Here is a 24,558-nt window from a genome sequence, read left to right on the forward strand (position 1 = left end):
TTATTTAAGAGCTTCCTTTAATACCTCTAGATTACCCTCCATAACTGAAAGGTAAGTTGTTCCGTTTGCCACATCCTCAGATGTTGTAGCCTGCATAGAATCAAGTGTTAAGATGTTTTGGTCCTTAGTCTTTGTGTTGTCTCTGATAGTCTCGGCAATCTTATGATCTTTGCCTTCAATAGTCATGATACTTGAAAGAGAAAGCTCATCAACTTTGCCGGCAAGGAATGTGATAGTCTCAAAGCTGGCTTCTGTCTCAGCTGAGCATCCAACAAAGGCTGCATAATAGCTAAGGCCGTAATCATCAACCATATATCTGAATGGAAATCTGTCCCCGAATAAAAGAGTCTTTGTAGAAGCTCCATCAACAGCTTCTTTATACTGCTCATTAAGATCACTTAACTTTTTGCTGTACTCAACAAAGTTCTTATCGTAAACGTCCTTATTGGCTGGATCAACACTTACCAAGGCCTCTGTGATCTTGTTGCAGATCTTTTCAGCATTGCTAAGTGAGAGCCAAACATGTTCGTCATACTCAATCTCTTCCTCTTCAGAATCGCCGTCTTCACCTTCTTCATCTTCGACCTCCATTCCCTCTACAACCTCTTCTTCCTTGATCTCATCTGCGAGAACATCAAGAAGATCGATCACGATCATATCCTTGTTAGTAGCTTCCTTAAGGGCATCATCAACCCACTCATCTGACTCGCCGCCAACGTAAATAAATACGTCACAGGTTGAGATCTTCATGATATCTTCAGCTGTTGGCTGATAGCTGTGAAGATCTACGCCGTTATCAAGAAGCATAGTAACTTCTGCTGCGTCGCTATTCTCACCAAGAATAGACATAACCCAGTCGTATTCTGGGAAGATAGTTGTTACGATCTGAAGCTTATTGCCTGAAGTTACTGGTGCTGTATTTCCGCATGCACAAAGAAGGCTTACCATCATGATGGCAGCGCAAAAAATAGAAATATACTTTCTCATAATATTCCTCCGAAAACTATTAAATTGTCTGTTTGTTTTTTGGAAAAAAGATCTGGAATAATGAGGAACTTAATTATTTAGACGTACCTTGAAAGATACTAAAGTGTTAGATAAAAAGTCACCTTTAAATGACTGAACAGTTTTGGAAACAGCAAAGATAACTGCAGCGATAGCGATAAAAAGAATTACGCCTGTACTGATCTGCTCAATAAAAGCCTCGCACTCAGCAATACACTGACAGATAGGGCACTCCTCACCAGTACAGTCATGATGATACTCATTTGCAATATAAATGTGAGAAAAGAGCATGCCAATTAAAAGCATTGCACCAACAAAAGCTGCAATACCGCTGCGCATATAGTTTTGCTTCTTATCTGCGCTATGCATGTTTATCTCCTTTCTTCTATCTTTGTCTGATTCTTATTTTACTATAACAGATGTGTCAAGCCTTCTTCGTGATATAATACATACGCGAGGTAAACCTATGAAAAAGATACTTGAGCTATTTTTGACTTTCATGAAGATAGGCGGATTCACATTTGGCGGAGGCTACGCCATGATCCCACTTATTCAAAGGGAAGTCGTTCATAATAAAAAATGGATAAAAGAAGGAGACATCCTAGAAATCGTGGCTATCGCAGAATCAACGCCTGGCCCTATAGCCATAAATGCCGCTACCTTTGTAGGCTATAAAGTTGCAGGTTTTGCTGGCGCTATTGCAGCAACAGTTGGAGTTGTATTTCCTTCTTTTTTGATAATTCTTATCATCTCTTATGTGTTAAAAGAGTTTGAGAGCTTCAAAGGTGTTCAGTACGCATTTAACGGAATACGTGCTGGCGTCCTTGCTCTTATTATCAAAGCTCTTTTTAACATGTACAAGCAGTGCCCTAAAAATCTCTATGCTTACATCATTATGGGAACATCCTTCATTTTGGCAGCTTTCCTCCATGTAAGCGTTTTGATCGTGATCATAGCCTGTGCTCTCTTTGGACTTGTAACTTATCTTGTAGATAAAAGGAGGGCTAAATAATGGATCTTTTGATCTTGTTTTGGACCTTCTTTAAGATTGGTGCTTTTACCTTTGGAGGTGGATACGCCATGCTTCCACTTATTCAAGAAGAAGTTGCCAGACACAATTGGCTTGATTCCAAGGCACTTATAGATTTCATTGCTGTTAGCGAGAGTACTCCTGGTCCTTTTGCAGTAAACATCTCAACCTACGTTGGAAGGGAAGTTGCTGGAATTCCTGGTTCTATCTGCGCAACCTTGGGCGTTACTCTTCCATCATTTATCATCATTTTGATAGTAGCTAAGTGCTTTGAAAAATTTAAATCAAGTAAGATCGTAAAGGGATGTATGAGCGGCCTTAAGCCTGCTGTAGTGGGCCTTATTGGAACTGCAGTTATCTCTGTTTCCAAGACAGTTTTTATTCCTGATGGCTTTTCTACTACTATATTTTCTGATGTGACATTTTATATATCCGCTGGAATCTTTATTCTCTGCGTATTTTTGGCATTTAAAAAGCTACACCCAATCCTGATAATATGCTTATCAGCTGTACTGGGTATAGCTTGCGGATACTTATTGTGATCATAGGGATGTCAGCTTTACGCTGGCATCTTTTTTAATCTGTGCACACATCTGCGTAAGATACTCTTACTACCTTCTCAAGGTCTTTTACTGCAACTTCTACCTGATAGCCAACCTTACCTGCAGAGAAAAAGATCTCTTCATATTCCTGTGCAGTTTCATGAATAGTAGTTGGGAATGACTTCTTCATTCCAATTGGAGAACATCCTCCATGTACATATCCTGTAAGTGGCAAAAGCTCTTTTTGTGGAATCATCGAAATTGACTTCTCAGAAACAGCCTTTGCAGCCTTTTTTAGATCAAGCTCTCTTTTAACAGGAATTACAAACACATAGTACTGATTGGATTTTCCCTGAGTTACTAGAGTTTTAAAAACTTTATCTGCGTTCTCTCCAAGGATAGCTGCTATCTCTTCACCAGACATTGTAGCATCTGGTTCATACATATAGCTCTTGTAGCTTATCTTCTTGCCGTCAAGAACTCTCATTACATTTGTCTTATCATCTTTTGCCATTGTTACTGCCTTTCTACTTCTAAAAAATTATATATCAAACAGACTCATCTGCTGGTACTTCTCTGGAAATTCGCTCATATACTTAAAGCAATCATCGGGCTTTGACATCATGCCGTGCTCGTTACAGAAACCATGAAATAGTGCCATAAGCTCTTTTGCCCTAGGACTTGGAAGCTCATAGGAATTGCCATACTCATTTATATATTTGTGCTTAAGGCCTGGGAAATGCTTATCAAGAGCTTCATAGTAATACTCTCTGTCACCTTCCCTAAGGGTTAATCCCATGCCAAAATCAATGATTCCCTTAACTCCAACTCTGGCGCACTCTTCAAGTATAGACCTAATATTCTCTTCTGCGTCATTTATGAATGGCAAGATCGGACACAACCACACAATAGTTGGAATGCCTCTCTCCTGCATCTTGGCAAGAACCTCTATACGCCTCTTGGTGTTGCAGACATTGGGTTCAATTATCTTACAAAGCTCATCATCATAGGTCGTAAGAGTCATCTGCACTACGCATTTAGTGGCTTTATTGATATCATCCAAAAGATCTATATCCCGTAGGATTCTATCTGACTTGGTCTGAATCGCAAGTCCAAAGCCATATTGATAAATTATCTCGAGACATCTTCTAGTAAGCCCTAGCTGCTCCTCACAGTGCATATACGAATCAGACATAGCGCCAGTTCCTATCATACACTTTTTTCTCTTGGACTTAAGGGCTCTCTCAAGGAGCTCTGGTGCATTTTGCTTAACCTCAATATCTTCAAACTCATGAGTAAACTGGTAGCACTTACTTCTGCTGTCACAATAAATACAGCCATGAGTACATCCTCTGTAGATGTTCATGCCTACTTGCCCATTGTTTCCAGTTAATATACCTTTTGCGTCAACAAAATGCATTCTGCACCCTCATAAGTATAATCCGTCTTTCTTGCCAATAATTATAACAATAATTTCTTCATCTGTTCTAGGCTCTTTTTAAGTGGTATTGTAATATACAAATGTGATGAACAAATGAAGGTGATACCAATATGGAAAACTTAGTCTTTAGCTTAAACGCCACACTGCCTATATTTTCCCTTATGATCTTGGGATATATATTTAATAAAATTGGACTTATAGATGACAAAGCAGCATCTTGGATGAACAAATTTGTTTTTAAAGTAGCTCTTCCTGTCTTGTTATTTGAAGATCTTGCTACTCAGGATTTTGCAGGAACTTGGGACGGTAAATTTGTCCTTTTCTGCTTTGTTGTTACTATAATTAGCATTGCAGGAATATATCTTTTATCTCGTATTCTAATTAAGGATACTGGTAAAAGAGGTGAATTCGTGCAGGGAGCATATAGAAGTAGCGCCGCCCTCCTTGGAATTGCCTTTATACACAACATTTATGGCGAAGCTAGCTCCGGCATGGCTCCCCTTATGATACTTGGAAGCGTCCCCCTTTATAATATCTTTGCTGTGACAATTCTTATGTTTACTGCTGAAGATAACGGAAATGAAAAAGACTCAAAGAAAATATTTAAGAAAACTGCTAAAGGAATTCTCACAAATCCTATCATTCTAGGTATTGTTGTAGGTCTTTTGTGGTCACTTATTCAAATTCCTATGCCTAAGATAGGCGAGTCGATCGTAAATAATATAGCAAAGCTCGCAACTCCTCTAGGACTCATGTCTATGGGTGCGACCTTCGATTTCAAAAAGGCTGCAAAGGACGTAAAGCCAGCCCTTGCTGCTACTTTTATCAAGTTATTCTTACTAGTTGCTATCTTTATTCCGGTTGCTGTAAGCTTCGGATTTAGAGGTGAACAGATTGTAGCACTTCTTGTAATGCTTGGCTCTGCCACAACTGTAAGCTGTTTTATAATGGCTAAGAGCATGGGCCATGAAGGAACACTTAGTAGTAGCATCATCATGATGACAACCTTTGGGTGTTCCTTCTCTCTGGCCTTTTGGCTCTTTATGTTAAAAACATTTGGGATAATTTAATTCTTCTTTTTTACGGGAATGCAGATCTCACTGACATAATCCTGTGATGCTGGATCACCTGGCAGGTAATTTTCCAGATCCACATCTGGAATAAGCTCATACTCTGCAACAGGAAGCCACTCTTTATAGATTCTCTCCCACATTGCCTGAATCGCATCTGGAGATGGTCCAACGCATTTAAAGATTGCCCAGTCATACTCAGGAACGTGGATTATTTCAAATCCTTCTGGCACACCCTTTACATCTGATGCCTTACAGCCAATTCCATATTTAAAAACATTTCCATTAGTCTTGTTCTGAGCGCAAACTCCAAGATAGCTTGGCACCTTGCTATATTCTTTGTTTGCAAAGTATTCATTCCAAAAAGCTGGAATCTCCTTCTCACTTGTCTCAGCATTAAAATCCTTTGCGTGCACAAGCAGATCCATTGACTCCCATTTTTCAATTTTGTATTCCATGATACTACCTCCTTCAATTGTTATCCGGACGGTATACCTGCTCATGAACTGAATAGGCTCTCCCTTTTTGGCCTGCGCAGGTGAAACACCTTGAAACCTTGTAAATGCTTTAGTAAAGCTTTCTGGTGAATCGTAACCATATTTAAGTGCAATATCAATAACCTTCTCACTTCCTTTTGCCAGTTCAGATCCCGCCTGAGATAATCTTCTTTTTCTCAGATACTCCGCTGGAGTCATTCCTGTCAGTAAAGTGAACGCTCTCTGGAAATGAAATGCGGACAGATTAACACTCTTTGCTATATCCGCAAGTGTAACTTCATTAGTCAGGTTCTGCTCCATATATTCTATTGCATCATTGATCGTCCTTACCCAATCCATCGGTATCCCTCCTTTCACTATTGATTCTAAGGTTATATCTAAATACAATCCTGTCTTTTATTGCTTAATTCTGTCGGATAGTTTTCAAACCATTCTTTCTGATATTATCTAGTTCCTCTGCCTTCATACAGCCACTCTGATATAGTCTTAAATATTCCTTGGATACATCTGAATCAAAGATCAACACATCGTCTGAATTGATAGTCACATCTACGCCTTCATGATATAGCTCAACAATAGGATGTGTCTTTAAATCATCCACTCTTCCCAAAAGGTAATTACTAGATGGCGTGATATTCAGCCTGATATGATTATCTACAAGAAAACGTATAACTGAAGGATCACTCACAGCTGCAATTCCATGCTGCACCTCTTCAAGCTCAAGCTCCTCCACAGCTCGTCTAACATCTTCTGCTGTTCCCCACTCACCAACATGTGCTTTAAGTCTTAAACCTTCCGCCTTGGCTCTGCGATAAATTGATTTGAAGTTTTCTATTGGCTGCGCCAATTCATCTCCATATAGATCAATTGAATAAAAAGCTTTACATCCCCAGAAATGAGATAAGCAATCCTCTAAATATGCTATATCACAGTGCCTAGACATTCCTATCTGAAGTCTCAGTTCGATATCTGGAGCAATTTCTTTACGCGCAGTTTCAAACGCTTCCACAAGCTCATCTATGTCTCCATGGAAAAACTCTCCAAGCCCCCATACATCTTCGCCAATTTCAAGGATGCTGACTCCATCCTCTTTTGCCTGCTCAAACGTAGCTCTTATGAGCATCTTACGCCCTTCAGTTGAATTAAAATAATCCCCTATATTCTCCGCATTCCAGGCATGCATCTCATCCATTGAATTAAGTGGATTAGTTATTGGCTGTATATCTCTTCCAGTCTTTTCTAATAAGAACGTTCTACTTCCACCTAGTACAAAGTGATTGTGAAGATCGGCTTTAGGGCATTCCCTGATAGCCTCGAGATTTCCTTGTTTTAATGCCTCTACAAAATCCATTCTGTCCGTCACCCATGTTTTCAGAAAATGCTTACCGCGTTTTCATCCATTTCTTTCACAGTATTGAAATATTTGAAACTATTATCGGCCTCCTGCCCGTCAAAGACGAAATTGCCATGTTCTGCCACCCATTTTGAAACATCTATGAACAGCAGGCACATAGATTCCACGGCGCTCCACATGTCGTTAACATCGGTGCCGCAATAAGTGTCCAGATACTTCTGCCACTCTTCCTCAGAGAGCCATTTCTTCATATACTTTCCGGATTTACCGACGCTGACAGAATAATCGGTCAGTTCTCCTATTTTCCAGGAAAGCATCTTTTCAAGCTGCTTTCTGACCACGAAGTTCAACATATCCTGTGCGTAGGTCACTTCTTTTCTCCAAAGGCCCTTTGCGATATTGTTAAGGCACCACCAGAATTCGTTGCAGACGGCCGCATACTGTTCCTTTGACGGCCGATGGACTAAATAAGTTTCTTCCGACGCCTCGGGAATCTCAGGAAGAATTCCGTCTTTATCCAGCAGGATCTTACATAAGCTGTCTTCCTTAGCGTTTTCCTTTGCATGCTCTATCGATTTAACTGTAAGATCCAGCCTGTTTCCGTCCGTAAATATCATCAGCCAGCCATAGGAGTTTTCTTTGTCACTCGGATAATCCGGATGTTCGTCCGGGTACTGCATAAACAGAATATCCCCGAATCGCCTGATCCATTCCTTGTCCCGAATAAAGGATCCGGTTTCTTCTACGACATAAACAATGTCATAATCCTGAAAAATATCCTTTGGTGCATTGGGATTGGTTCGTGATCCATTCATATAAACGGCACGGATCCTGGCATCTTCCTTCGCTGTACGCAGGATCAGTTCCATCATCTCTTTCTCTGTGCGCATTTATCATTTACCCCACATTATTGATTAAGAGTCTCAGACATTTCTTTGAGACATTTCTTGCTATCGCAGTAAACTCACCCGGGAGTTTTTCATTTTCCCATGAAGGATGCTCATCAAAACGCTCCAAAGTAAATCCGCTCCCAATGATAGAATTGATGATCTCGCTGATGGTGTACTTCCTGTAATGGCATTTTGGGATCTGCTTACGGATCTCCTCATCGTAAAATCTTGCGTGCGCCATCTCACCTTCAAAAATATCTGTTGAGAAATAACTCATGGTAGGCTGCTGTAGCCCCAGGATATCCGAAATCTTTGTAAAAGGATGGAAGTCGCTGCAGATCATCTTTCCACCAGGCTTTAAGAGTCCGTTCATTATGTTCATAAAAGCATCTATGTCATGAAAGTAATGAAGGATCCCACCTTCCATGAATACGACATCAAAGAAACCGGCATACTTTTCCATATCAATTTCCATGATGTCACAGACTTCATATCCGATCTTCACGCCTGCAGCTTCAGCGGTTTCCACAGCGTATTTCCTGTTGGCTTCCGAAATATCAAATACAGTCACCTCCGCGCCCAAGAGAGCCAGTGGAATTGCTTTCTTTCCGCAGGATCCGCATATATTGGCAACCTTGATACCATCAAAAGAATCAAAGTAGTTTACATACTGTTTCAGCATTTTCCTGGGATTTTCTTTATCCTTTAATGCCCTTTCTTCCGGTGTCCCTGCGGTTCTCACCCAGAAATCATAGGCATCGAACTCCCAGGCTTTCTTGTGCTGTTTACTGTATTCTTCCAAAACTGCTATCCTCCCGGTATTTCCATCTATTTACGTTTCGCCCAATCAAGGATTATATCCTTGTCCAACTTATTAAGATTCTCCGGAAGCTCGTTTTTCTTAAAGAATCTGTGCTCCATAACTTCATCCGGATCATTGACTATCGTTCCTTCATATTCTTTCGTGATAAAAACAATCCCCGGTCCGAAGCATACATCCCCATTGGGATATTCTATGATTCGGTCACTTCCTGAGATAAGTTTGAATACTTCAAGTTTGCCTAACGTAAGTCCGGATTCCTCCATTGTTTCTCGCCTGACAGTCTCTTCAAAAGTTTCTCCCATTTCCATAGAACCTCCGATGATAGCCCAGCATCCATTATCCTGTCGTTTCTGCAAAAGTATCTCACCATCTTCATTTTCTATGATCACGCCGCATGCACATGTCAATATCGGAGCATGTCCCACGTACTTGCGCATTTCCTTTATATATCCACCGTTTTTGTATAACTTTATGTACTCCTCTAAATTCATATCAATTACCCCCGGTTACCGTATAATCCACCGTCATTGGATTCTATCATAACATAAACAATTCTAGTATTTCTATGAATCCATGTCCCTAATGCTTAAGAAAAGAATTTCTTTATAATGGCATTTATCTCATTTGTCCCTAAAGGGCTGGTCGAAGTTTCCTCAGTAATGATCAGTTTTTTCCCAACAAATATCCCCTCACCCATCATGGTTTTTAACCGCTGAACAGAATTCTTCGCATACTCTTTATCGTCCATCATCCCCCGATGTTCCCAGTACATGACTCTTCTTCTTTTTACATCCAATACAGTAAAATCCGGATAAATAATCGCGCCATTGCTCAGCTGAAGGGGACATTCGTATTTATACGGAATTCCCTTGTCTGCCAATGCATTTGCTATATTAAGCTCGGATTTTGAACGAACTCTTTCTTTTCGTTTAGTTTCAAAGAAAGGAAGAAGATCAGGTATAACTTTGCCTTCATACGGTATATTCAGCCATTTTTGCGCATAGTCTTCATCCGAAACATCTATGGGGATTATTAATTCCTTTACTTCCGCAGGGCTATCTGAATATACGTTTTGAACTGCAGTTATTACATTTTCTGTTTTGAAAAGAAGCTTCTTAAGGCTTTCACTTTCCACTGTCACAAGCCTTAAAATCTTTTCATCATAGGATTTCTGAAGATATTTTTTGATCAAAGATTTTTCGGATTTATGAATATACTTTCCGGATTTGTCTGTACTTTCATTTCGTAAATAATATTGCACACCATGCGAAGTCTTGCTTACATGAATTTTCCCGGGCGGTGCCTTCTCCAACGCAGCTTCTTTGGAATTCTTGATTGATAAGAGCTCGCTATATCTCTGCCTTGCTTCAGAATATAGGTTTGTGTAGCTCATCATTACTCCTTTTGGCGCAGATACTTTAGTTGCCGGTGTTTTTGTTATTAAAGCTTGATTTTCTAATAAATTGTTTTGTTTTTTCATATTAGTTATTCCTTTTCTACTTTCCTCTCGATTAAACAGCGATTTATTGTTTATTATCATTTTCGCCGCTTGAATTCATGCTATTTCTTCTTTTCAAACAGCGAGATTACCATTATTTGTTATTCCGTTGTCATAAACCAGTTGCAAGATTAGTTTCAAACAGCGAGATTCTCGCTGTTCATTTTTTCGCTGTCTCAAGCGGACCATGAGCCTGATTTCAAACAGCGAGATTCTTGCTTTTCTATTTTCCGCTGTCTCAAGCGGACCATGAGCCTGATTTCAAACAGCGAGATTCTTGCTTTTCTATTTTCCGCTGTCTAAAGCCTGCCACGAGCTTAATTTCAAACAGCGGGATTCTTGCTTTTCTATTTTCCGCTGTCTCAAGCGGACCATGAGCCTGATTTCAAACAGCGGAATAGTAAAAAAATGGGAATTTTGATGTCCAGAGGTGTCATCTACCTTCAAAATAGACATCGGAATTTGAAAAAAGAAAGATTTCGATGCCCCGCGACTGGGGGCATCGAAGAATTCTACTAAATAAGATACATCAACTGATACTAAGGATTTACACTAACGCTATAGCAAACCCTAAATTTTTCTTACAATTTTATCACTTGCAAACCACCCGGTATTATTCCAACTCTACAGTTCCTGGTGGCTTACTTGTGAGGTCGTACATTACGCGGTTAACGCCCTTTACCTCGTTGATGATACGGCTCATAACTTTCTGAAGGACTTCGAAAGGAATCTCAGAAGCCTCAGCTGTCATGAAGTCTATAGTTTCAACAGCGCGGAGTACGATCGCATAGTCGTATGTACGCTCATCGCCCATAACACCAACTGATCTCATGTTTGAAAGAGCTGCAAAATACTGATCAGGTAATTTCTTGAGTCCTGCTGCCGCAAGCTCTTCTCTATAGATAAAGTCTGCATCCTGAACAATGCGAACCTTCTCTGCATTTACTTCACCGATGATACGGATGCCAAGACCAGGTCCAGGGAATGGCTGACGGAATACCAGGTACTCAGGAAGTCCAAGTTCAAGTCCAGCCTTTCTAACTTCATCCTTAAAAAGTGAACGAAGAGGCTCAATGATCTCTTTGAAATCAACATAGTCAGGAAGTCCGCCAACATTGTGGTGAGACTTGATAACAACTGACTCTCCGCCAAGTCCTGACTCAACAACGTCAGGATAGATAGTTCCCTGTGCAAGGAAGTCAACTTTTCCAATCTTCTTAGCCTCTTCCTCAAACACACGAATGAACTCTTCACCGATAATTTTACGCTTTCTCTCAGGCTCTTCTACGCCCTTAAGCTTAGCATAGTACCTTTCGGCTGCATTAACGCGAACAAAATTGATATCGAAATTACCATTTGGTCCAAATACGCTCTCGACCTCATCGCCCTCGTTCTTACGAAGAAGACCATGATCCACGAATACGCAGGTAAGCTGCTTACCAATTGCCTTAGCAAGAAGTGCCGCAAGAACTGATGAATCAACACCGCCAGAAAGAGCAAGCAAAACCTTGCCATCTCCAACTTTCTCGCGAATCTCCTTGATCGTATTTTCAACGAAGGAATCCATGCGCCATGAACCAGAAGTAGCGCAGATATTTCTAACGAAGTTATGAAGGATATCTTTACCCTTAACTGTGTGAAGAACCTCTGGATGGAACTGAATAGCATAGAGCTTTTTGTCTTCACAAGCCGCTGCAGCAACTGGGCAATCTGCTGTGTGAGCAATGATCTCAAATCCAGGAGCCACCTTGCTGATGTAATCGAAGTGACTCATCCAAACGATGGTCTTATCTTCAACGCCTGCAAAAAGAGCATCCTTAGAGCCATCAATAAATGTCTCTGTCTTACCATACTCTCTGACTGGAGCCTTCTCGACCTTACCACCCAGAACGTGCATCATAAGCTGCGCTCCGTAGCAAAGACCTAAAACTGGAATTCCAAGTTCAAAAAGCTCTTTGGTATATGTTGGAGCACCTTCCTCGTAACATGAGTTAGGTCCACCAGTCAAAATGATTCCCTTAGGGGACATTTCCTTGATCTGCTCAATCGGAGTACGATATGAATAGATCTCGCAGTAAACGTTACACTCTCTGACGCGCCTTGCAACCAGCTGGTTGTACTGTCCGCCAAAGTCAATGACTATAACTTTCTCTTCTGCAGCCATGCTTCCTCCTACCAAATCTATATTGTTGGGTATCCTCAAACAAAGAAAATACCCGAGTGATGTTAAAATCCATCAATCGGGTATGATTATACACTAGCATGCTGGATATTAACAACATGAATATTCCATAAAAAAGTGAATTTCTTGTTCTAGTTAATATATCTTCTTACGGAAATGATGGATCTGTATGTAGCGGGACTATACTTGATACCTGTTTTCTGGGTACTAGCATGAACGATCTGTCCACCACCTATATATATTCCAACATGTCCGCCGTAGTAGATAACATCTCCCGGCTGAGCATCCGCGTAGGATACCTCTCTGCCGTAAGAGCCCTGTGCCCACGAAGTTCTTGGAACTGAAATTCCATAAGCCTTGTAGACTGCCATTACAAAGCCGGAGCAGTCAGCTCCATCTGTAAGGCTTGTTCCACCCGGAACATAAGGATTACCTACAAACTTGCATGCGTAATTTGCTATATTAGATCCCGTTGCGCTTCCCGTAGGAGCAACATATCCGGAACCTCCAGATGCACCACCTGAACCAGATGACGACTGGGAATAACTTGATCCTGAATCTGAATCCGAATCATTATTTGCCGCCTGTTCAGCCTGATATGCATCTTCCTTGGCTTTCTTGGTCTCGGCAACTTCTTTTTGCTTTTGCTCTATCTGCTTTTGAAGACTTGCGATACTGGACTGCTGGCTCTTAACCTGGGCTGTATACACAGCTGCGTCCTGCTTTGCCTTGGCAATCTTAACTTCATAATCAGCGTAAGTTGCCTTGTACTCTGCAAGCACTTCTTCCATGTATGCCTGTTCTTCTTCCAGCTCCATCTCTGAAGTTTCAAGCTCTGCCTTTTCTTCTTCAAGCTGCTTGCCATAGGCTTCAGCAGCTTCCTTGGCAGCTACATATTCAGAGAGCTTCTGTCTGTCATATTCATAAAGCTCTTCTACATACTGAACTTTATTGAGAGCATCTGCATAACTTGTAGCAGTTAAAAGAATCTGCACATACGATAGGTTTCCCTTTTCATACATGAACTTGATTCTCTGAGTCATTGCTTCGTACAATGTCTCTTCCTGTTTCTTGGCTTCATCATATTCTGCCTGAGTTATCTCTATCTGCTCCTGCTTGGCTGCTATGTCTTCTTTGATAAGTTCAATATCAGTCATGAGACCTACGATCTCAGCATTGGTTTCATCAATTGCTTCCTTAGTCTCTCCCTGAGCTTCTGAATAATCATTTATCTGGCTGTTTGCATTGTTAAGCTTGTTCTGACTGTCTTTCTTCTGGTTTTCAAGAGCTTTCTTTTTATTCTCCAGCTCTTTTTGCTCGTTTTCAAGCTTCTCTTGTTTTTCCTGTAAATCAGTACTGGTGGTAGCCCATACAGGGTCTGCCACCAGTAAACTCATAACAAGGGAAATAGCTATCATATTAAAAAGACTTCTTTTTTTCATACGCATCCCCCTTGTCTAATCTCTATAGTCTAAGTATATCACATGCGTGCATTAAAGCTCACAATTTCCGACTGTTCTAGGGAATGACTCAACGTCTCTGATGTTAGCCATACCTGTAAGGTACATTACGCAACGCTCAAATCCAAGACCAAATCCTGCGTGACGTACACTTCCATATTTACGAAGATCAAGATAGAACTGATACTCGTCCTTCTTCATTCCAAGCTCATCCATACGCTTCTCAAGGATTGCAAGGTCATCTTCTCTCTGGCTACCGCCAATGATCTCTCCAATGCCAGGTACAAGACAATCTGCTGCTGCAACTGTCTTTCCATCTGGATTAAGCTTCATGTAGAATGCCTTGATCTCCTTTGGATAATCAGTTACAAATACAGGCTTCTTGAAGATCTCCTCTGTAAGGAATCTCTCATGCTCTGTCTGGAGATCACATCCCCATGATACCTTGTAATCAAACTTGTCATTGTGCTTTTCAAGAAGCTCAATAGCCTCTGTATAAGAAATACGACCAAATTCGTTGTTAACAACGTTGTTAAGTCTGTCGATAAGTCCCTTATCGATGAACTCGTTAAAGAATGCCATCTCTTCTGGGCAGTGCTCTAATACATAGCTGATAACATACTTGAGCATTGCTTCTGCTGTGTCACAATCGTCCTTAAGATCTGCAAAGCACATCTCAGGCTCGATCATCCAGAACTCAGCTGCATGTCTTGTTGTGTTTGAGTTCTCAGCACGGAATGTAGGTCCAAATGTGTAAACATTCTTGAATGCGAATGCATAAGTCTCTACGTTAAGCTGTCCACTTACTGTAAGGTTAACTGGCTTTCCAAAGAAATCCTTGGAGTAATCAACCGCTCCGTCCTCAGTCTTAGGAACATTGTTGAGGTCCATTGTTGTAACCTGGAACATCTCGCCGGCACCTTCACAGTCACTACCTGTAATAAGTGGTGTGTGAACATATACGAAATTTCTCTCCTGGAAGAAAGAATGAATAGCATATGCTGCTACACTTCTAACCTTGAATACAGCCTCAAATGTGTTTGTTCTAGCACGAAGATGAGGGATTGTTCTAAGGAACTCAAGTGTATGTCTCTTTTTCTGAAGAGGATAATCAGCTGTTGACTGGCCTTCAATCTCTACTGTCTCAGCCTGCATCTCAAATGGCTGCTTAGCACCTGGTGTAGCAACGATAGTTCCTGTTGCGATAACAGCTGCGCCAACGTTTAATTTACTGATCTCTGCAAAATTTGAAAGGGCATCAGAATATACAATCTGTAAAGGCTTGAAATATGTACCATCATTTAAAACGATGAATCCGATTGCTTTTGAATCACGAATGCTTCTGATCCATCCGCCTACAGTTACCTTCTGGCCTGCGTATTTTTCCTGTTCTTCGAATAGTGCTCTGATATCTACTAAATCCATGGCGACCTCCCTGATCAAATTTTATTTATTCTGCTGGCTCTACAACGTTTGCATTTTCAACGAGGTAAGCCATAACCTTATCGGCAAGAAGACCTTCTCTATAAACTTCAGGATCTACTGTAGCCTTGAACTCCTCATATGTGCTATATGCTGTAGTTGAAGCATTATCATATGCATCCTTAAGGTATGCATCAATATCTTCTTCTGTAACTTCAATTCCTTCATTCTTGGCAATTGCTGCAAACATAATGAACTGCTGAGTAGCTTCTGTAACCATTGCCTTAAGATAATCATCAGGAGTATCTGTCGAACCTTCCTGCTGGATCATCATTGTAACAATGTCACTAGCTGTAAGCTGCTGTCCCATGTACATTGAATACATGCTTGCATAGTACTCAAGTGACTCATTCTGCTGAATGAGATATCTGTTATAAAGATTCTGTGGAACCTCTTTAAACTCGCAAGCTTCTGTTACCTTTTCAAGAACAGCCTCTTCAAGATCTGAATCATACTTGTTTTGTGCATCAGTTATCATACCATTCTTGACATATGTTTTAAGCTCTTCAAGTGTTGTAACGCCCTCTGCTCCAAGGCCTGCTGCCCACTCATCTGTCATCTCATCTGAAGCCACCTTGATGCTGTTAACTGTAACTGTGAAAACTACATCTTTGCCTGCAAGGTTCTCAGCCCCGTAATTCTCAGGGAATGTAAGGTTAAGGTCTACTGTATCACCAACGTTAACACCTACAAGACCTGACTCAAAGCCTTCGATGTATGTGTTAGAACCAATAACAAGATCAGCACCCTGAGCTGTACCGCCATCAAATGCCTCTCCTGAATCAGCATACTTACCAACATAATCAATATTAACTGTATCTCCATCCTGAACTGCTCTGTCTGTAACTTCAGTCATTGGTGGATTATTTGTAAAGATAGAATTGATCTGCTCCTCAACCTGCTCGTCTGTTACATTTGGAGCAGCAAGTTCAACTGTGACACCCTTATACTCACCAAGAGTAACGAACTCTTCTGGATTGATCTCTGCAAGAGCCATTGTCTCAAGGTTCTCAAGATTCTGAAGTGCAGAAATAGTCTGTGTCTGCGCACCATCTGATGAACTTGTGGCAGCTGCATCATCTGCTGATGCACCTGTAGATGCATCTGATGTAGCTTCTGTGCTCTGACCATTACATGCTGTAAGAGCAGTTGCCATGAGTACTCCCGCCAATAAAAAAGCTATTTTATTTCTCATAATAGTTCTCCTCAATAATCTATTTTTATTTACATATTATTAGTAAAAACAATATTTTTTATACTACCACACTCTACCATTAGATTAAAGTATTTATTTGCCTTGTAGACCAAAGAATGCTAAAATAAACTCTGTTCATAATCAAATGGAAAAGAAATTCGGAGGAACAGGTTTTGAGTACAGGAGCAATCGTTGCAATCGTTATTGCAGTTATTTTAGTAGCAGCTATCGTTGCACTTATCATAGTTGGTAAAAAAGCACAGAAAAAGCAGGAAGAGCAGCAGGTTCAGCTTGATGCAATGAAGCAGACTCTTACAATGCTTATCATTGACAAGAAGAGAATGAAGCTTAATGAATCAGGTCTTCCTCAGTCAGTTATCGAACAGACACCTAAGCTTCTTAGAAGATCCAAACTTCCAATCCTTAAGGTTAGAGTTGGTAACAGAGTTATGAGTCTCATCTGTGATGAAAAGATTTATGATCAGGTACCTGTTAAAAAAGAAGTTAAGGCTTCAGTTAGTGGTATCTACGTAACAGAAGTTAAAGGTCTTCACGGAAAAGTTCAGGCACCTGAACAGAAGAAAGGATTCTTCAAGAATCTCGTTGCTAAGGCTCAGGAAAAAGCCGGAGCTAAGATGGTTAAATAACATAGTAAAAATAATTCGGAGTCAGCTTCAAGCCGGCTCCGAATTTTTTATTTCGATTATTATCATTGATGCTGAAAGAACCTGTCCATCCATCTCCAGTTCATATTCAGCCATGAGTTTCATCTCATCTTCCTGTCTTATCTTAGTAAAGTCAAACTTTGTAGTATTGACCTTCATCTGCATTGTTCCGTAAGGAGTTACATATTCCGTGTCGTACTTTAGCTCTTTTCCGAAGGCAAGCTTGGAGTTCATATCTCCGCCCCTTATGATTTCCATACTGTTCTCATCCTGAGCTATAGTGACTGTATTGTGGATATGAACACTCTCAGATCCAGCCTGCTGTTCCTCGTCATATTCAAGGATCCTTGTACCATCCTCCAAAAATTCGTAGCATCCCTTGGAATTAGTAATTATCTTTTCTGCGGGCTCCCCAGCCCTTACGTGGATACCAGTAACACTTACATCTACATTTTTCTTCATAATATCACCACCTCACCTATTGGGGTTAATAGGCTTTGTTAAAAATAATTCTGGCGCCAATCCGCTTTCTTCTACAGCTTTATAAGCTTCTCTCGCCTTATTCTCATCATCAAAGATACCAAATACTGTTGGGCCACTACCTGTCATAAACGCCCTGATAGCGCCATTATCTTCAAGTAACTTTTCAATCTTACCGATTTCCTCATACTTAGATGCTGTAACATGCTCCAAAACGTTATCAATAAGGGCGCACATTCCCTTAAGGTCTCCATTTTCTATAGCACTTCTAATGCCATCGATGTCTGGGTGCTTCTCAATAGGCTTACTATCAAGTTCTGTGTATACCCATCCCGTTGAAACTCCGATTGCAGGCTTAGCTACCACGATCAAACACTCTGGCATATCAGCTATAGCTGTAAGTTCTTCGCCAATACCCTCTGCAACCATTGTGCCACCCATGATGCAGTAAGAAATATCTGCTCCAAGGCTTACTGCAAGCTTACACAGCTCTTCTTTGGACTGTCCAAGTCCCCAGATATCATTAAGTGCAAGATAAGCTGCAGCGCCATCTGTACTACCGCCTGCCATTCCAGCTGCTACTGGGATTCTCTTTTCTAAGTGGATCTTGATACCTTTATCCACATTAAATTTCTCTTTTAACTGTTTAGCCACCTTACAGATGAGATTAGAATCATCTGTTGGAATAGACTCTGATGATGCTGTTAAAACGATTTCGCCTGTCTCATTATCTTCAAAAGTCAGGGTGTCATATATATCAACATTCTGCATTATCATTCGCACAATGTGGTAGCCATCAGCTCTTTTGCCAGTTACATCCAGTCCAAGGTTTATTTTTCCGTATGCTTTTCTACTTTGTTTCATGAAAACCGCTCCACTTCTACTTTTCTCAATCTTCTCATTCTTACTATACAAACTCAAGAAAAAAAATGCAAAAAAAAGCTAAAGTTTTTTTTAATTTAGCCGATAGAAAGATTAGGTAAACTATAGTTTCGTTTCAGCGCGATTTTAGTACCGTCGCAGAAAAGGAGTTCTATATGGGCGTAAACGGAGTTACCGAGGTTACTAACAACATCGCAACTGCCTATGCTTCAAACGTTAATCCTAATTCTGTAGAAGAGAAAAAGAAAGACGAAGAAGTAAAGGTAAAAGCTGAAGCCGCTGCAGTTTATGAAAAGTCTGATGAAAAGCAGGAAACTGCCAAGACTTCACAGAACGACAGAACCCAGATCATCAAGCAGATGCAGGCTGATGTGGCTACTCGCCAGCAGCAACTTTTGGACATTGTTCGAAAGATGATGGGCAAGCAGGCCAAGACATACGGCATTGCAAACAGTGACAATGACGAGGATTCTATCTGGAAATTCCTTGCAAAAGGTGATTTCACTGTTGATGCAGCGACAAAGGCTCAGGCAGAGGCTGACATTGCTGAGGATGGCTATTGGGGCGTCAAAAAGACCTCCGAAAGAATCCTTGATTTTGCCAAGACCCTTGCAGGTGATAACCCAGATAAGCTCGAGAAAATGCGAGCAGCCTTCGAAAAAGGCTATGCACAGGCAGAGAAAACATGGGGCGGCGAGCTTCCAGAAATCTCCAAACAGACCTATGCAGCAGTTATGAAAGGCTTTGACGAGCTTACAGGAGTTAGCACAGAACAGTAACATAGTGGTTGCTAGTAACAGAAGGACCGCCGCTTTTGAATAAAAAGCGACGGTCCTTTCCGGTGTATAAAGGTATTATTCTACAATACCTCTTATGTCGTTTATATCTTCTACGCCATATTTTTTCATATAATCTTCGATTCCAGTTACAACCTTTTCAGTAGTATATGGATCATGGAAGTTCATGGCTCCAACGGCAATAGCTGTAGCTCCTGCCATGATGAATTCGATGGCATCTTCAGCATTTGCTATTCCACCCATTCCAATAATAGGAATATTAACAGCGTGTGCTGCCTCATATACCATTCTAACTGCTACAGGCTTGATGGCTGGACCAGAAAGTCCGCCAGTTCTATTGGCAAGAGCAAACTTTCTCTTATAAATATCAATCTTCATACCAGTAATAGTGTTGATAAGAGAGATTGCATCAGCGCCTGCTGCCTCTGCTGCCTTAGCCATCTCAGAAATGCTTGTTACATTTGGGCTGAGCTTCATAATGATAGGCTTTTTGCTCTTCTCTTTTATTCTCTTTGTGATATCAAAAAGGGCATCCTTGTTCTGTCCAAAAGCAATAGCGCCCTCTTTTACGTTAGGACAAGACACATTTATCTCAAGCATTGATACCTTCTTTTCATCAGAAAGTCTCTCAACTACTTCAAGGTAATCTTCAACCGACTTGCCGCAGACATTTACAATAACCTCTGTGTCGTACTGCTCAAGGAACTTCAGGTCTCTTTCTATAAAGACATCAATTCCAGGATTCTGAAGCCCGATGGCATTTAACATGCCTCCATATACTTCAGCTACACGTGGGACTGGGTTTCCTGGCCATGGCACATTGGCAACGCCCTTAGTCACCACTGCCCCAAGCTTATTTAGATCAACAAAATCCACATATTCCATACCAGAGCCAAAGGTTCCTGATGCTGTCATAACTGGATTTTTGAATTTAACACCTGCTATCTCAACTGCTGTATTCATCTCATTTCTCCTCAATCATAAGTCCAAAGTATCGGCATCAAAAACTGGTCCGTCTGTACAGATCCTTGCATTGTGAACATGAGAATGTTCATCAACTTCCTTGGTCTTGCAGACACAACCAAGACATGCTCCTACGCCGCAGGCCATCCTCTCTTCAAGAGAAAGATATGCTTTTGCCCCGATAGATTCTGCATATGCCTTGATTCCCTTGAGCATTGGCATTGGTCCGCAAGCAAAGATAACATCACACTCAACGTTGTCATTCTTCATAGCATCAATGACATTGCCCTTTGTTCCAACGCTTCCGTCCTCAGATGCAATGTGCATTTCCGCATACCTGGAAAACTCATCACTAAGGAATGTATCACTGTTTCTATATCCCATTACTGCGCTTATCTTAGAAGGTGCCTCTGCGTCACTACGCTCAGACATTCTCTTTGCAGTTTCAAGAAGTGGAGGAACACCGATTCCGCCGCCTATTACAACAGCTCTTTTCCCTGCTGCCTCATGGATTGGGAAACCGTTACCAAGAGGTCCAAGGATCATAAGGCTATCCCCTTCTGAAGCCTTAGAAAACTCTGTTGTACCACTTCCTACGACTCTGTACACAAGCCTTATCGCTGATCTGACCTTATCCACTTCGCAGATACTGATAGGTCTTGGTAAAAGAGTTGATCTATTCTCCGGATAAACTCCTACAAACTGTCCTGGTCTTACATCTTTGGCCATTTCAGTTTCAAGCCACATATCAAAAATGCCCTCTGAAAGCATTTTCTGGCTCAAAACCTTGGCTTCTTTTTTCATTTTCTCAGCCATGAGATAATCTCCTTATTGTTTATCTATCTTCATATACTATCTGACCTTTGCAGATAGTATCGTAGATCTTGCCTGGAAGTCTCTCACCCAAAAATGGCGTGTTAGAAGACTTGGAATTACTCTGAACAAAGTTCCACTCTGCATTTGGATCAAATATAACAAGGTCAGCCATGCCGCCTTCTATAATATATCCAGCATCTATTCCATAAACCCTTGCTGGTCCTATTGTCATACGATCAATAAGTTCCATAAGCGTCATATATCCTGTATTTACAAGCTCTCTGATTCCAAGTGCAAGTGATGTCTCAAGACCTGTTATTCCACTTGGAGCAAGCCTTAGTTCTTTTTGCTTTTCTTCTCTTGCATGAGGAGCATGGTCTGTAGCAATTATTCCGATGCTTCCGTCCTTAAGTCCTTCAATGATGGCCTTTCTGTCGCTTTCTAATCTAAGTGGTGGGTTCATCTTGGCAAGGGAACCATATTTAAGAACCGCTTTTTCAGTAAGAGTAAAGTGATGAGGAGTAGCTTCTGCGCTAACCTTCACGCCTCTCTTCCTAGCATTTCTGATAAGATCAACTGATTCAGCAGCACTGATATGCTGAACAACGATGTGTGCCCCGGTTTTCTCTGCTATATCTATGTCTCTTTCAACCATAGAAACTTCTGCCTGCCTTGGAGAGCCCTTAAGTCCAAGTTTCTCAGCAACTTCTCCGGCGTTGATTCCGTTATCTGTTATAAATTCTGGATTTTCTTCATGAAGGCTTATTACTTTTCCAAGTTTTGCTGCCTCTACGCAGGCTCTCTCCATAAGATCTGCGTCAGTTATAGGCTTTCCATCATCTGTAAAAAGAACTGCTCCAGCATCAATAAGTTCCTTCATGGCGCACAGCTCTTTTCCCAGCATATCTCTTGTAACATTGGCGCAGGTATATACTCTAAGACCAGTCTTAGTGCCCCTTGCAAGGGCATCCCTGATAGTCTCCACGTTGTCCATGTGAGGCTCTGTGTTGCCCATCATGATGACGCTTGTAAATCCGCCTCTTGCCGCAGCCTTTGAGCCAGATTCAATGTCTTCCTTGTAGGTAAAACCTGGATCTCTAAAATGCACGTGGCCATCCACAAGCCCAGGTGCTACAGTTTTGCCAGTAGCATCAATCACCTTGTTAGAAGAATCCTTCAAAAGTTCCGCAACAAAGTCACTTCCTTCTTTGCAGATCTTAAGTATCTTGTCTCCATCTATGACGATATCCCTGATTCCTTCAGTTCCAGAAGCAGGATCTACCATGTAACCATTCTTTATGATCAGCATATATCCCTCCAACATGCTCTGCATGTGCGTTTCAAATTTGCATTAGCTATATAATACTATATAATCCCTTAAAAGAGAAAACTCTATTCCATTTTTCTTTAACTCATGAGAAAATAGACACGTAGTAAAGAAACATATAGAAAAGAGGCGTTATTCATGATCCGTACAATCTTAGCTGTTTTATTTGTAGCTATTTTCTTAATAGTAAGCTTACCTATCCAGCTTGTTCTTTTTATCATTGGTAAATTCAATCCTATGTTCCTCAAAAAGGCTTCTCTTGCCATCGTAAGCTGGGCGTTTAACGTAGTTAACTTTATTAGCGGTGTCAAAAGAACTGTCATCGGCGAAGAGAATGTTCCAAAAGATCAGGCGGTTCTCTATGTCGGTAACCACAGAAGTATCTTTGATATCGTTATCTGCTATCCAAGAGTTCCAAATCCTACAGGATTTATTTCTAAAAAAGAAGTCCTTAAGGTTCCTCTTTTAAATATCTGGATGATCTTCATGGATTGTCTTTTCCTTGATAGAAAGGATATCCGCAAGGGCCTTGAAATGGTTCTTACTGCCATCGATAAAGTAAAGAATGGCATTTCAATCTTCATCTACCCAGAAGGAACCAGAATCAAGACAGATGAACCTATGGGCGAGTTCCACAAAGGAAGTTTCAAGATTGCTCAGAAGTCCGGATGTCCTATCGTTCCAGTAGTTATCAACCACTCAGAAGATATCCTTGAAAAGCACAAACCATTTATTAAGAGTGCCAAGGTAACCGTTGAGTATTGCAAGCCTATCATTCCAAGTGAGTTGTCAAAAGAGGATCAGAAAAACATCGACAACTACGTCAAGAACATCATGCTTGAAACATATCTCAAGAACGAAAAACTCTATTCAGAAAACTGAAAAAGCACATAAAAAAGGGCCATCGCTACTGCGATGGCCTTATTATTATCCCTTTGCGCCCTTACTTCCGCCGCCAAGATGTACTCCTTCAAGTACATTTGTATCAAATGAATATACTACCTTGTGAGATTCTCTGTCTGCCTTAAGTGCAAGCTGGATCATTCTGTCTAAAAGGACGTCATATTTAACTCCAACAGGCTCCCATAAATAAAATGATAATGAACCAGGAATAGTATTGATCTCGTTAAGGTATACCTTATTTGTATCCATATCGATCATAAAGTCAATTCTGGAAACACCAGAACATCCAAGGCAGATAAATGCATCTACTGCCATCTTTCTGATCTCATCACGCATCTCTGCTGTAATATCTGCAGGAATCTTTCTCTTAAGAGAAGCCATTCCCTTTGATCCGCCAGTCTTGGCTCCGCCCTTTGCTGAGCCCTTAGCACCGCCAATGTACTTATCCTCAAAACTAAGAATATCATCAGAATTTATAGGTTCTTCACACTCAGATGCTTCTGCGCTCTCGTAATCACCAAGAACTGAGCAATTGATCTCTTTGAGCGCTGTGATAGCTGGCTCAACAAGGATCTTTTTGGAGAACTCAAATCCGAGATCAAGAGCCTCTAATAATCCCTCTCTGTCAGAAGCCTTCTTGATACCGATACTTGAACCAAGGTTAAGTGGCTTGATGATAACAGGATATGAAAATGCTGCTTCGATCTTAGAAACTAATGCATCTACATCCTCATAGTCTTTCCATGTATAGCACTTGCAGTCAAGAACTGGAATTCCATTGTCCTTGAGAACTGTCTTCATAACGTACTTGTTCATTCCAACAGCTGAAGAAAGAACATCGCAACCAACTACTGGAAGTCCCATAGTAGCAAGATAACCCTGAAGTGTACCATCTTCTACATTTGTTCCATGAACGATAGGGAATGCAACATCAACAGTTGAGATAACGTTGTTTCCAAACTTCTTCATTGGGTATCTTACAAGAGAAACCTTATCGCCTTCCTTGATCCATACAACCTGAGTGCTCTTTTTGATAAGCTCTGGAATATGTGTGTACTCCTCGATCTTGTCAACGTACTCGCCAACATAGAAATCGTTGTTCTTGGTCATATAAACAGGAATAATGTCATACTTGTCTCTATCGATATATCCAATAGCCTGAATAGCAGAGATGATTGATATCTCATGCTCTGTACTTTTTCCACCAAATAAAACTGCAACTTTAAGTTTCATAATACGCCTTCTTTCCAAAATCT

The 24,558-nt window shown here is 40.9% G+C and carries 26 protein-coding genes; 6 read left to right on the forward strand and 20 right to left on the reverse strand.

The window, feature by feature from the left end; all coding sequences use genetic code 11:
* Positions 1-987, reverse strand: a complete 987-nt coding sequence (locus tag bhn_RS13640) for a metal ABC transporter substrate-binding protein (protein WP_071177203.1) — start codon at positions 985-987, stop codon at positions 1-3.
* Positions 988-1,056: 69 nt separating this feature from the next.
* Positions 1,057-1,374 (reverse strand): hypothetical protein, encoded by a 318-nt coding sequence (locus tag bhn_RS13645; protein ID WP_071177204.1) that lies wholly within the window; start codon positions 1,372-1,374, stop codon positions 1,057-1,059.
* A 97-nt stretch (positions 1,375-1,471) separates the two neighbouring features.
* Between bhn_RS13645 and bhn_RS13650 the strand changes: the two genes are divergently transcribed.
* A complete protein-coding gene (locus bhn_RS13650; protein ID WP_071177205.1) occupies positions 1,472-2,017 on the forward strand; it encodes a chromate transporter in 546 nt (181 codons plus the stop codon).
* Complete coding sequence (locus bhn_RS13655) at positions 2,017-2,577, forward strand: chromate transporter (protein ID WP_071177206.1); 561 nt, start codon at positions 2,017-2,019, stop codon at positions 2,575-2,577. The genes bhn_RS13650 and bhn_RS13655 overlap by 1 nt, the downstream gene beginning before the upstream one ends.
* A gap of 34 nt (positions 2,578-2,611) precedes the next feature.
* On the opposite strand, the gene ybaK is transcribed toward bhn_RS13655, so the two are convergent.
* Both ybaK and bhn_RS13665 read right to left on the reverse strand, forming a co-directional pair.
* On the reverse strand, positions 2,612-3,091 hold the full coding sequence (gene ybaK, locus bhn_RS13660; RefSeq protein ID WP_071177207.1) for a Cys-tRNA(Pro) deacylase: 480 nt from the start codon (positions 3,089-3,091) through the stop codon (positions 2,612-2,614).
* A gap of 27 nt (positions 3,092-3,118) precedes the next feature.
* Positions 3,119-3,997 carry an SPL family radical SAM protein gene (locus bhn_RS13665; RefSeq protein ID WP_071177208.1) on the reverse strand — a complete coding sequence of 293 codons (879 nt, stop codon included), beginning with the start codon at positions 3,995-3,997 and terminating at the stop codon, positions 3,119-3,121.
* Positions 3,998-4,128: 131 nt separating this feature from the next.
* On the opposite strand from bhn_RS13665, the gene bhn_RS13670 reads away from it, so the two are divergent.
* A complete protein-coding gene (locus bhn_RS13670; protein ID WP_071177209.1) occupies positions 4,129-5,088 on the forward strand; it encodes an AEC family transporter in 960 nt (319 codons plus the stop codon).
* Here the strand turns inward: bhn_RS13670 and bhn_RS13675 are convergent.
* From bhn_RS13675 to tig, 10 genes are all read right to left on the reverse strand, one after another.
* Positions 5,085-5,924, reverse strand: coding sequence for an AraC family transcriptional regulator (locus tag bhn_RS13675; protein WP_071177210.1), 840 nt, complete (start codon positions 5,922-5,924; stop codon positions 5,085-5,087). The genes bhn_RS13670 and bhn_RS13675 overlap by 4 nt on opposite strands.
* A 64-nt stretch (positions 5,925-5,988) precedes the next feature.
* On the reverse strand, positions 5,989-6,936 hold the full coding sequence (locus tag bhn_RS13680) for an amidohydrolase family protein (protein ID WP_071177211.1): 948 nt from the start codon (positions 6,934-6,936) through the stop codon (positions 5,989-5,991).
* 20 nt (positions 6,937-6,956) lie between these two features.
* Positions 6,957-7,829, reverse strand: a complete 873-nt coding sequence (locus bhn_RS13685) for an aminoglycoside 6-adenylyltransferase (RefSeq protein WP_071177212.1) — start codon at positions 7,827-7,829, stop codon at positions 6,957-6,959.
* 7 nt (positions 7,830-7,836) lie between these two features.
* The gene (locus tag bhn_RS13690) at positions 7,837-8,631 is read right to left on the reverse strand and encodes a class I SAM-dependent methyltransferase (protein ID WP_071177213.1); all 795 of its coding nucleotides are present in this window, start codon (positions 8,629-8,631) and stop codon (positions 7,837-7,839) included.
* Between the two features lie 26 nt (positions 8,632-8,657).
* Positions 8,658-9,143: an NUDIX hydrolase gene (locus tag bhn_RS13695; RefSeq protein ID WP_071177214.1), complete on the reverse strand. Its 486-nt coding sequence runs from the start codon at positions 9,141-9,143 to the stop codon at positions 8,658-8,660.
* Positions 9,144-9,238: 95 nt separating this feature from the next.
* Positions 9,239-10,192 carry a hypothetical protein gene (locus bhn_RS13700; RefSeq protein ID WP_148661958.1) on the reverse strand — a complete coding sequence of 318 codons (954 nt, stop codon included), beginning with the start codon at positions 10,190-10,192 and terminating at the stop codon, positions 9,239-9,241.
* Between the two features lie 571 nt (positions 10,193-10,763).
* The gene (guaA, locus tag bhn_RS13705; RefSeq protein WP_071177216.1) at positions 10,764-12,314 is read right to left on the reverse strand and encodes a glutamine-hydrolyzing GMP synthase; all 1,551 of its coding nucleotides are present in this window, start codon (positions 12,312-12,314) and stop codon (positions 10,764-10,766) included.
* Positions 12,315-12,463: 149 nt separating this feature from the next.
* Complete coding sequence (locus bhn_RS13710; RefSeq protein WP_071177217.1) at positions 12,464-13,774, reverse strand: C40 family peptidase; 1,311 nt, start codon at positions 13,772-13,774, stop codon at positions 12,464-12,466.
* A 51-nt stretch (positions 13,775-13,825) separates the two neighbouring features.
* Positions 13,826-15,217: an asparagine--tRNA ligase gene (gene asnS / locus bhn_RS13715; RefSeq protein WP_071177218.1), complete on the reverse strand. Its 1,392-nt coding sequence runs from the start codon at positions 15,215-15,217 to the stop codon at positions 13,826-13,828.
* Between the two features lie 25 nt (positions 15,218-15,242).
* A complete protein-coding gene (gene tig, locus bhn_RS13720; protein ID WP_071177219.1) occupies positions 15,243-16,469 on the reverse strand; it encodes a trigger factor in 1,227 nt (408 codons plus the stop codon).
* 173 nt (positions 16,470-16,642) lie between these two features.
* Between tig and bhn_RS13725 the strand changes: the two genes are divergently transcribed.
* Positions 16,643-17,116: a hypothetical protein gene (locus bhn_RS13725; RefSeq protein WP_071177220.1), complete on the forward strand. Its 474-nt coding sequence runs from the start codon at positions 16,643-16,645 to the stop codon at positions 17,114-17,116.
* A 27-nt stretch (positions 17,117-17,143) separates the two neighbouring features.
* Here bhn_RS13725 and bhn_RS13730 read toward each other — a convergent pair whose 3' ends face one another.
* Positions 17,144-17,596: a DUF1934 domain-containing protein gene (locus bhn_RS13730; protein ID WP_071177221.1), complete on the reverse strand. Its 453-nt coding sequence runs from the start codon at positions 17,594-17,596 to the stop codon at positions 17,144-17,146.
* 12 nt (positions 17,597-17,608) lie between these two features.
* Positions 17,609-18,478 (reverse strand): 4-(cytidine 5'-diphospho)-2-C-methyl-D-erythritol kinase, encoded by an 870-nt coding sequence (ispE, locus tag bhn_RS13735; RefSeq protein WP_071177222.1) that lies wholly within the window; start codon positions 18,476-18,478, stop codon positions 17,609-17,611.
* Positions 18,479-18,651: 173 nt separating this feature from the next.
* Here ispE and bhn_RS13740 point away from each other — a divergent pair, with 173 nt between their 5' ends.
* Entirely contained in the window at positions 18,652-19,275 is a 624-nt protein-coding gene (locus tag bhn_RS13740) for a hypothetical protein (RefSeq protein ID WP_071177223.1), read from the forward strand.
* 75 nt (positions 19,276-19,350) lie between these two features.
* On the opposite strand, the gene bhn_RS13745 is transcribed toward bhn_RS13740, so the two are convergent.
* The 3 genes from bhn_RS13745 to bhn_RS13755 are packed head-to-tail and all read right to left on the reverse strand — an operon-like array spanning position 19,351 to position 22,381.
* The gene (locus bhn_RS13745; RefSeq protein ID WP_071177224.1) at positions 19,351-20,256 is read right to left on the reverse strand and encodes a dihydroorotate dehydrogenase; all 906 of its coding nucleotides are present in this window, start codon (positions 20,254-20,256) and stop codon (positions 19,351-19,353) included.
* A gap of 15 nt (positions 20,257-20,271) precedes the next feature.
* Entirely contained in the window at positions 20,272-21,072 is an 801-nt protein-coding gene (locus bhn_RS13750) for a dihydroorotate dehydrogenase electron transfer subunit (protein ID WP_071177225.1), read from the reverse strand.
* Positions 21,073-21,091: 19 nt separating this feature from the next.
* Entirely contained in the window at positions 21,092-22,381 is a 1,290-nt protein-coding gene (locus bhn_RS13755; protein WP_071177226.1) for a dihydroorotase, read from the reverse strand.
* A 156-nt stretch (positions 22,382-22,537) separates the two neighbouring features.
* Between bhn_RS13755 and bhn_RS13760 the strand changes: the two genes are divergently transcribed.
* Entirely contained in the window at positions 22,538-23,281 is a 744-nt protein-coding gene (locus bhn_RS13760) for a lysophospholipid acyltransferase family protein (protein WP_071177227.1), read from the forward strand.
* Between the two features lie 45 nt (positions 23,282-23,326).
* Here bhn_RS13760 and bhn_RS13765 read toward each other — a convergent pair whose 3' ends face one another.
* A complete protein-coding gene (locus tag bhn_RS13765) occupies positions 23,327-24,535 on the reverse strand; it encodes a D-alanine--D-alanine ligase family protein (protein ID WP_071177228.1) in 1,209 nt (402 codons plus the stop codon).
* Positions 24,536-24,558 lie beyond the last annotated feature (23 nt).

Source organism: Butyrivibrio hungatei (assembly GCF_001858005.1).
Classification (GTDB): Bacteria; Bacillota; Clostridia; order Lachnospirales; family Lachnospiraceae; genus Butyrivibrio; species Butyrivibrio hungatei.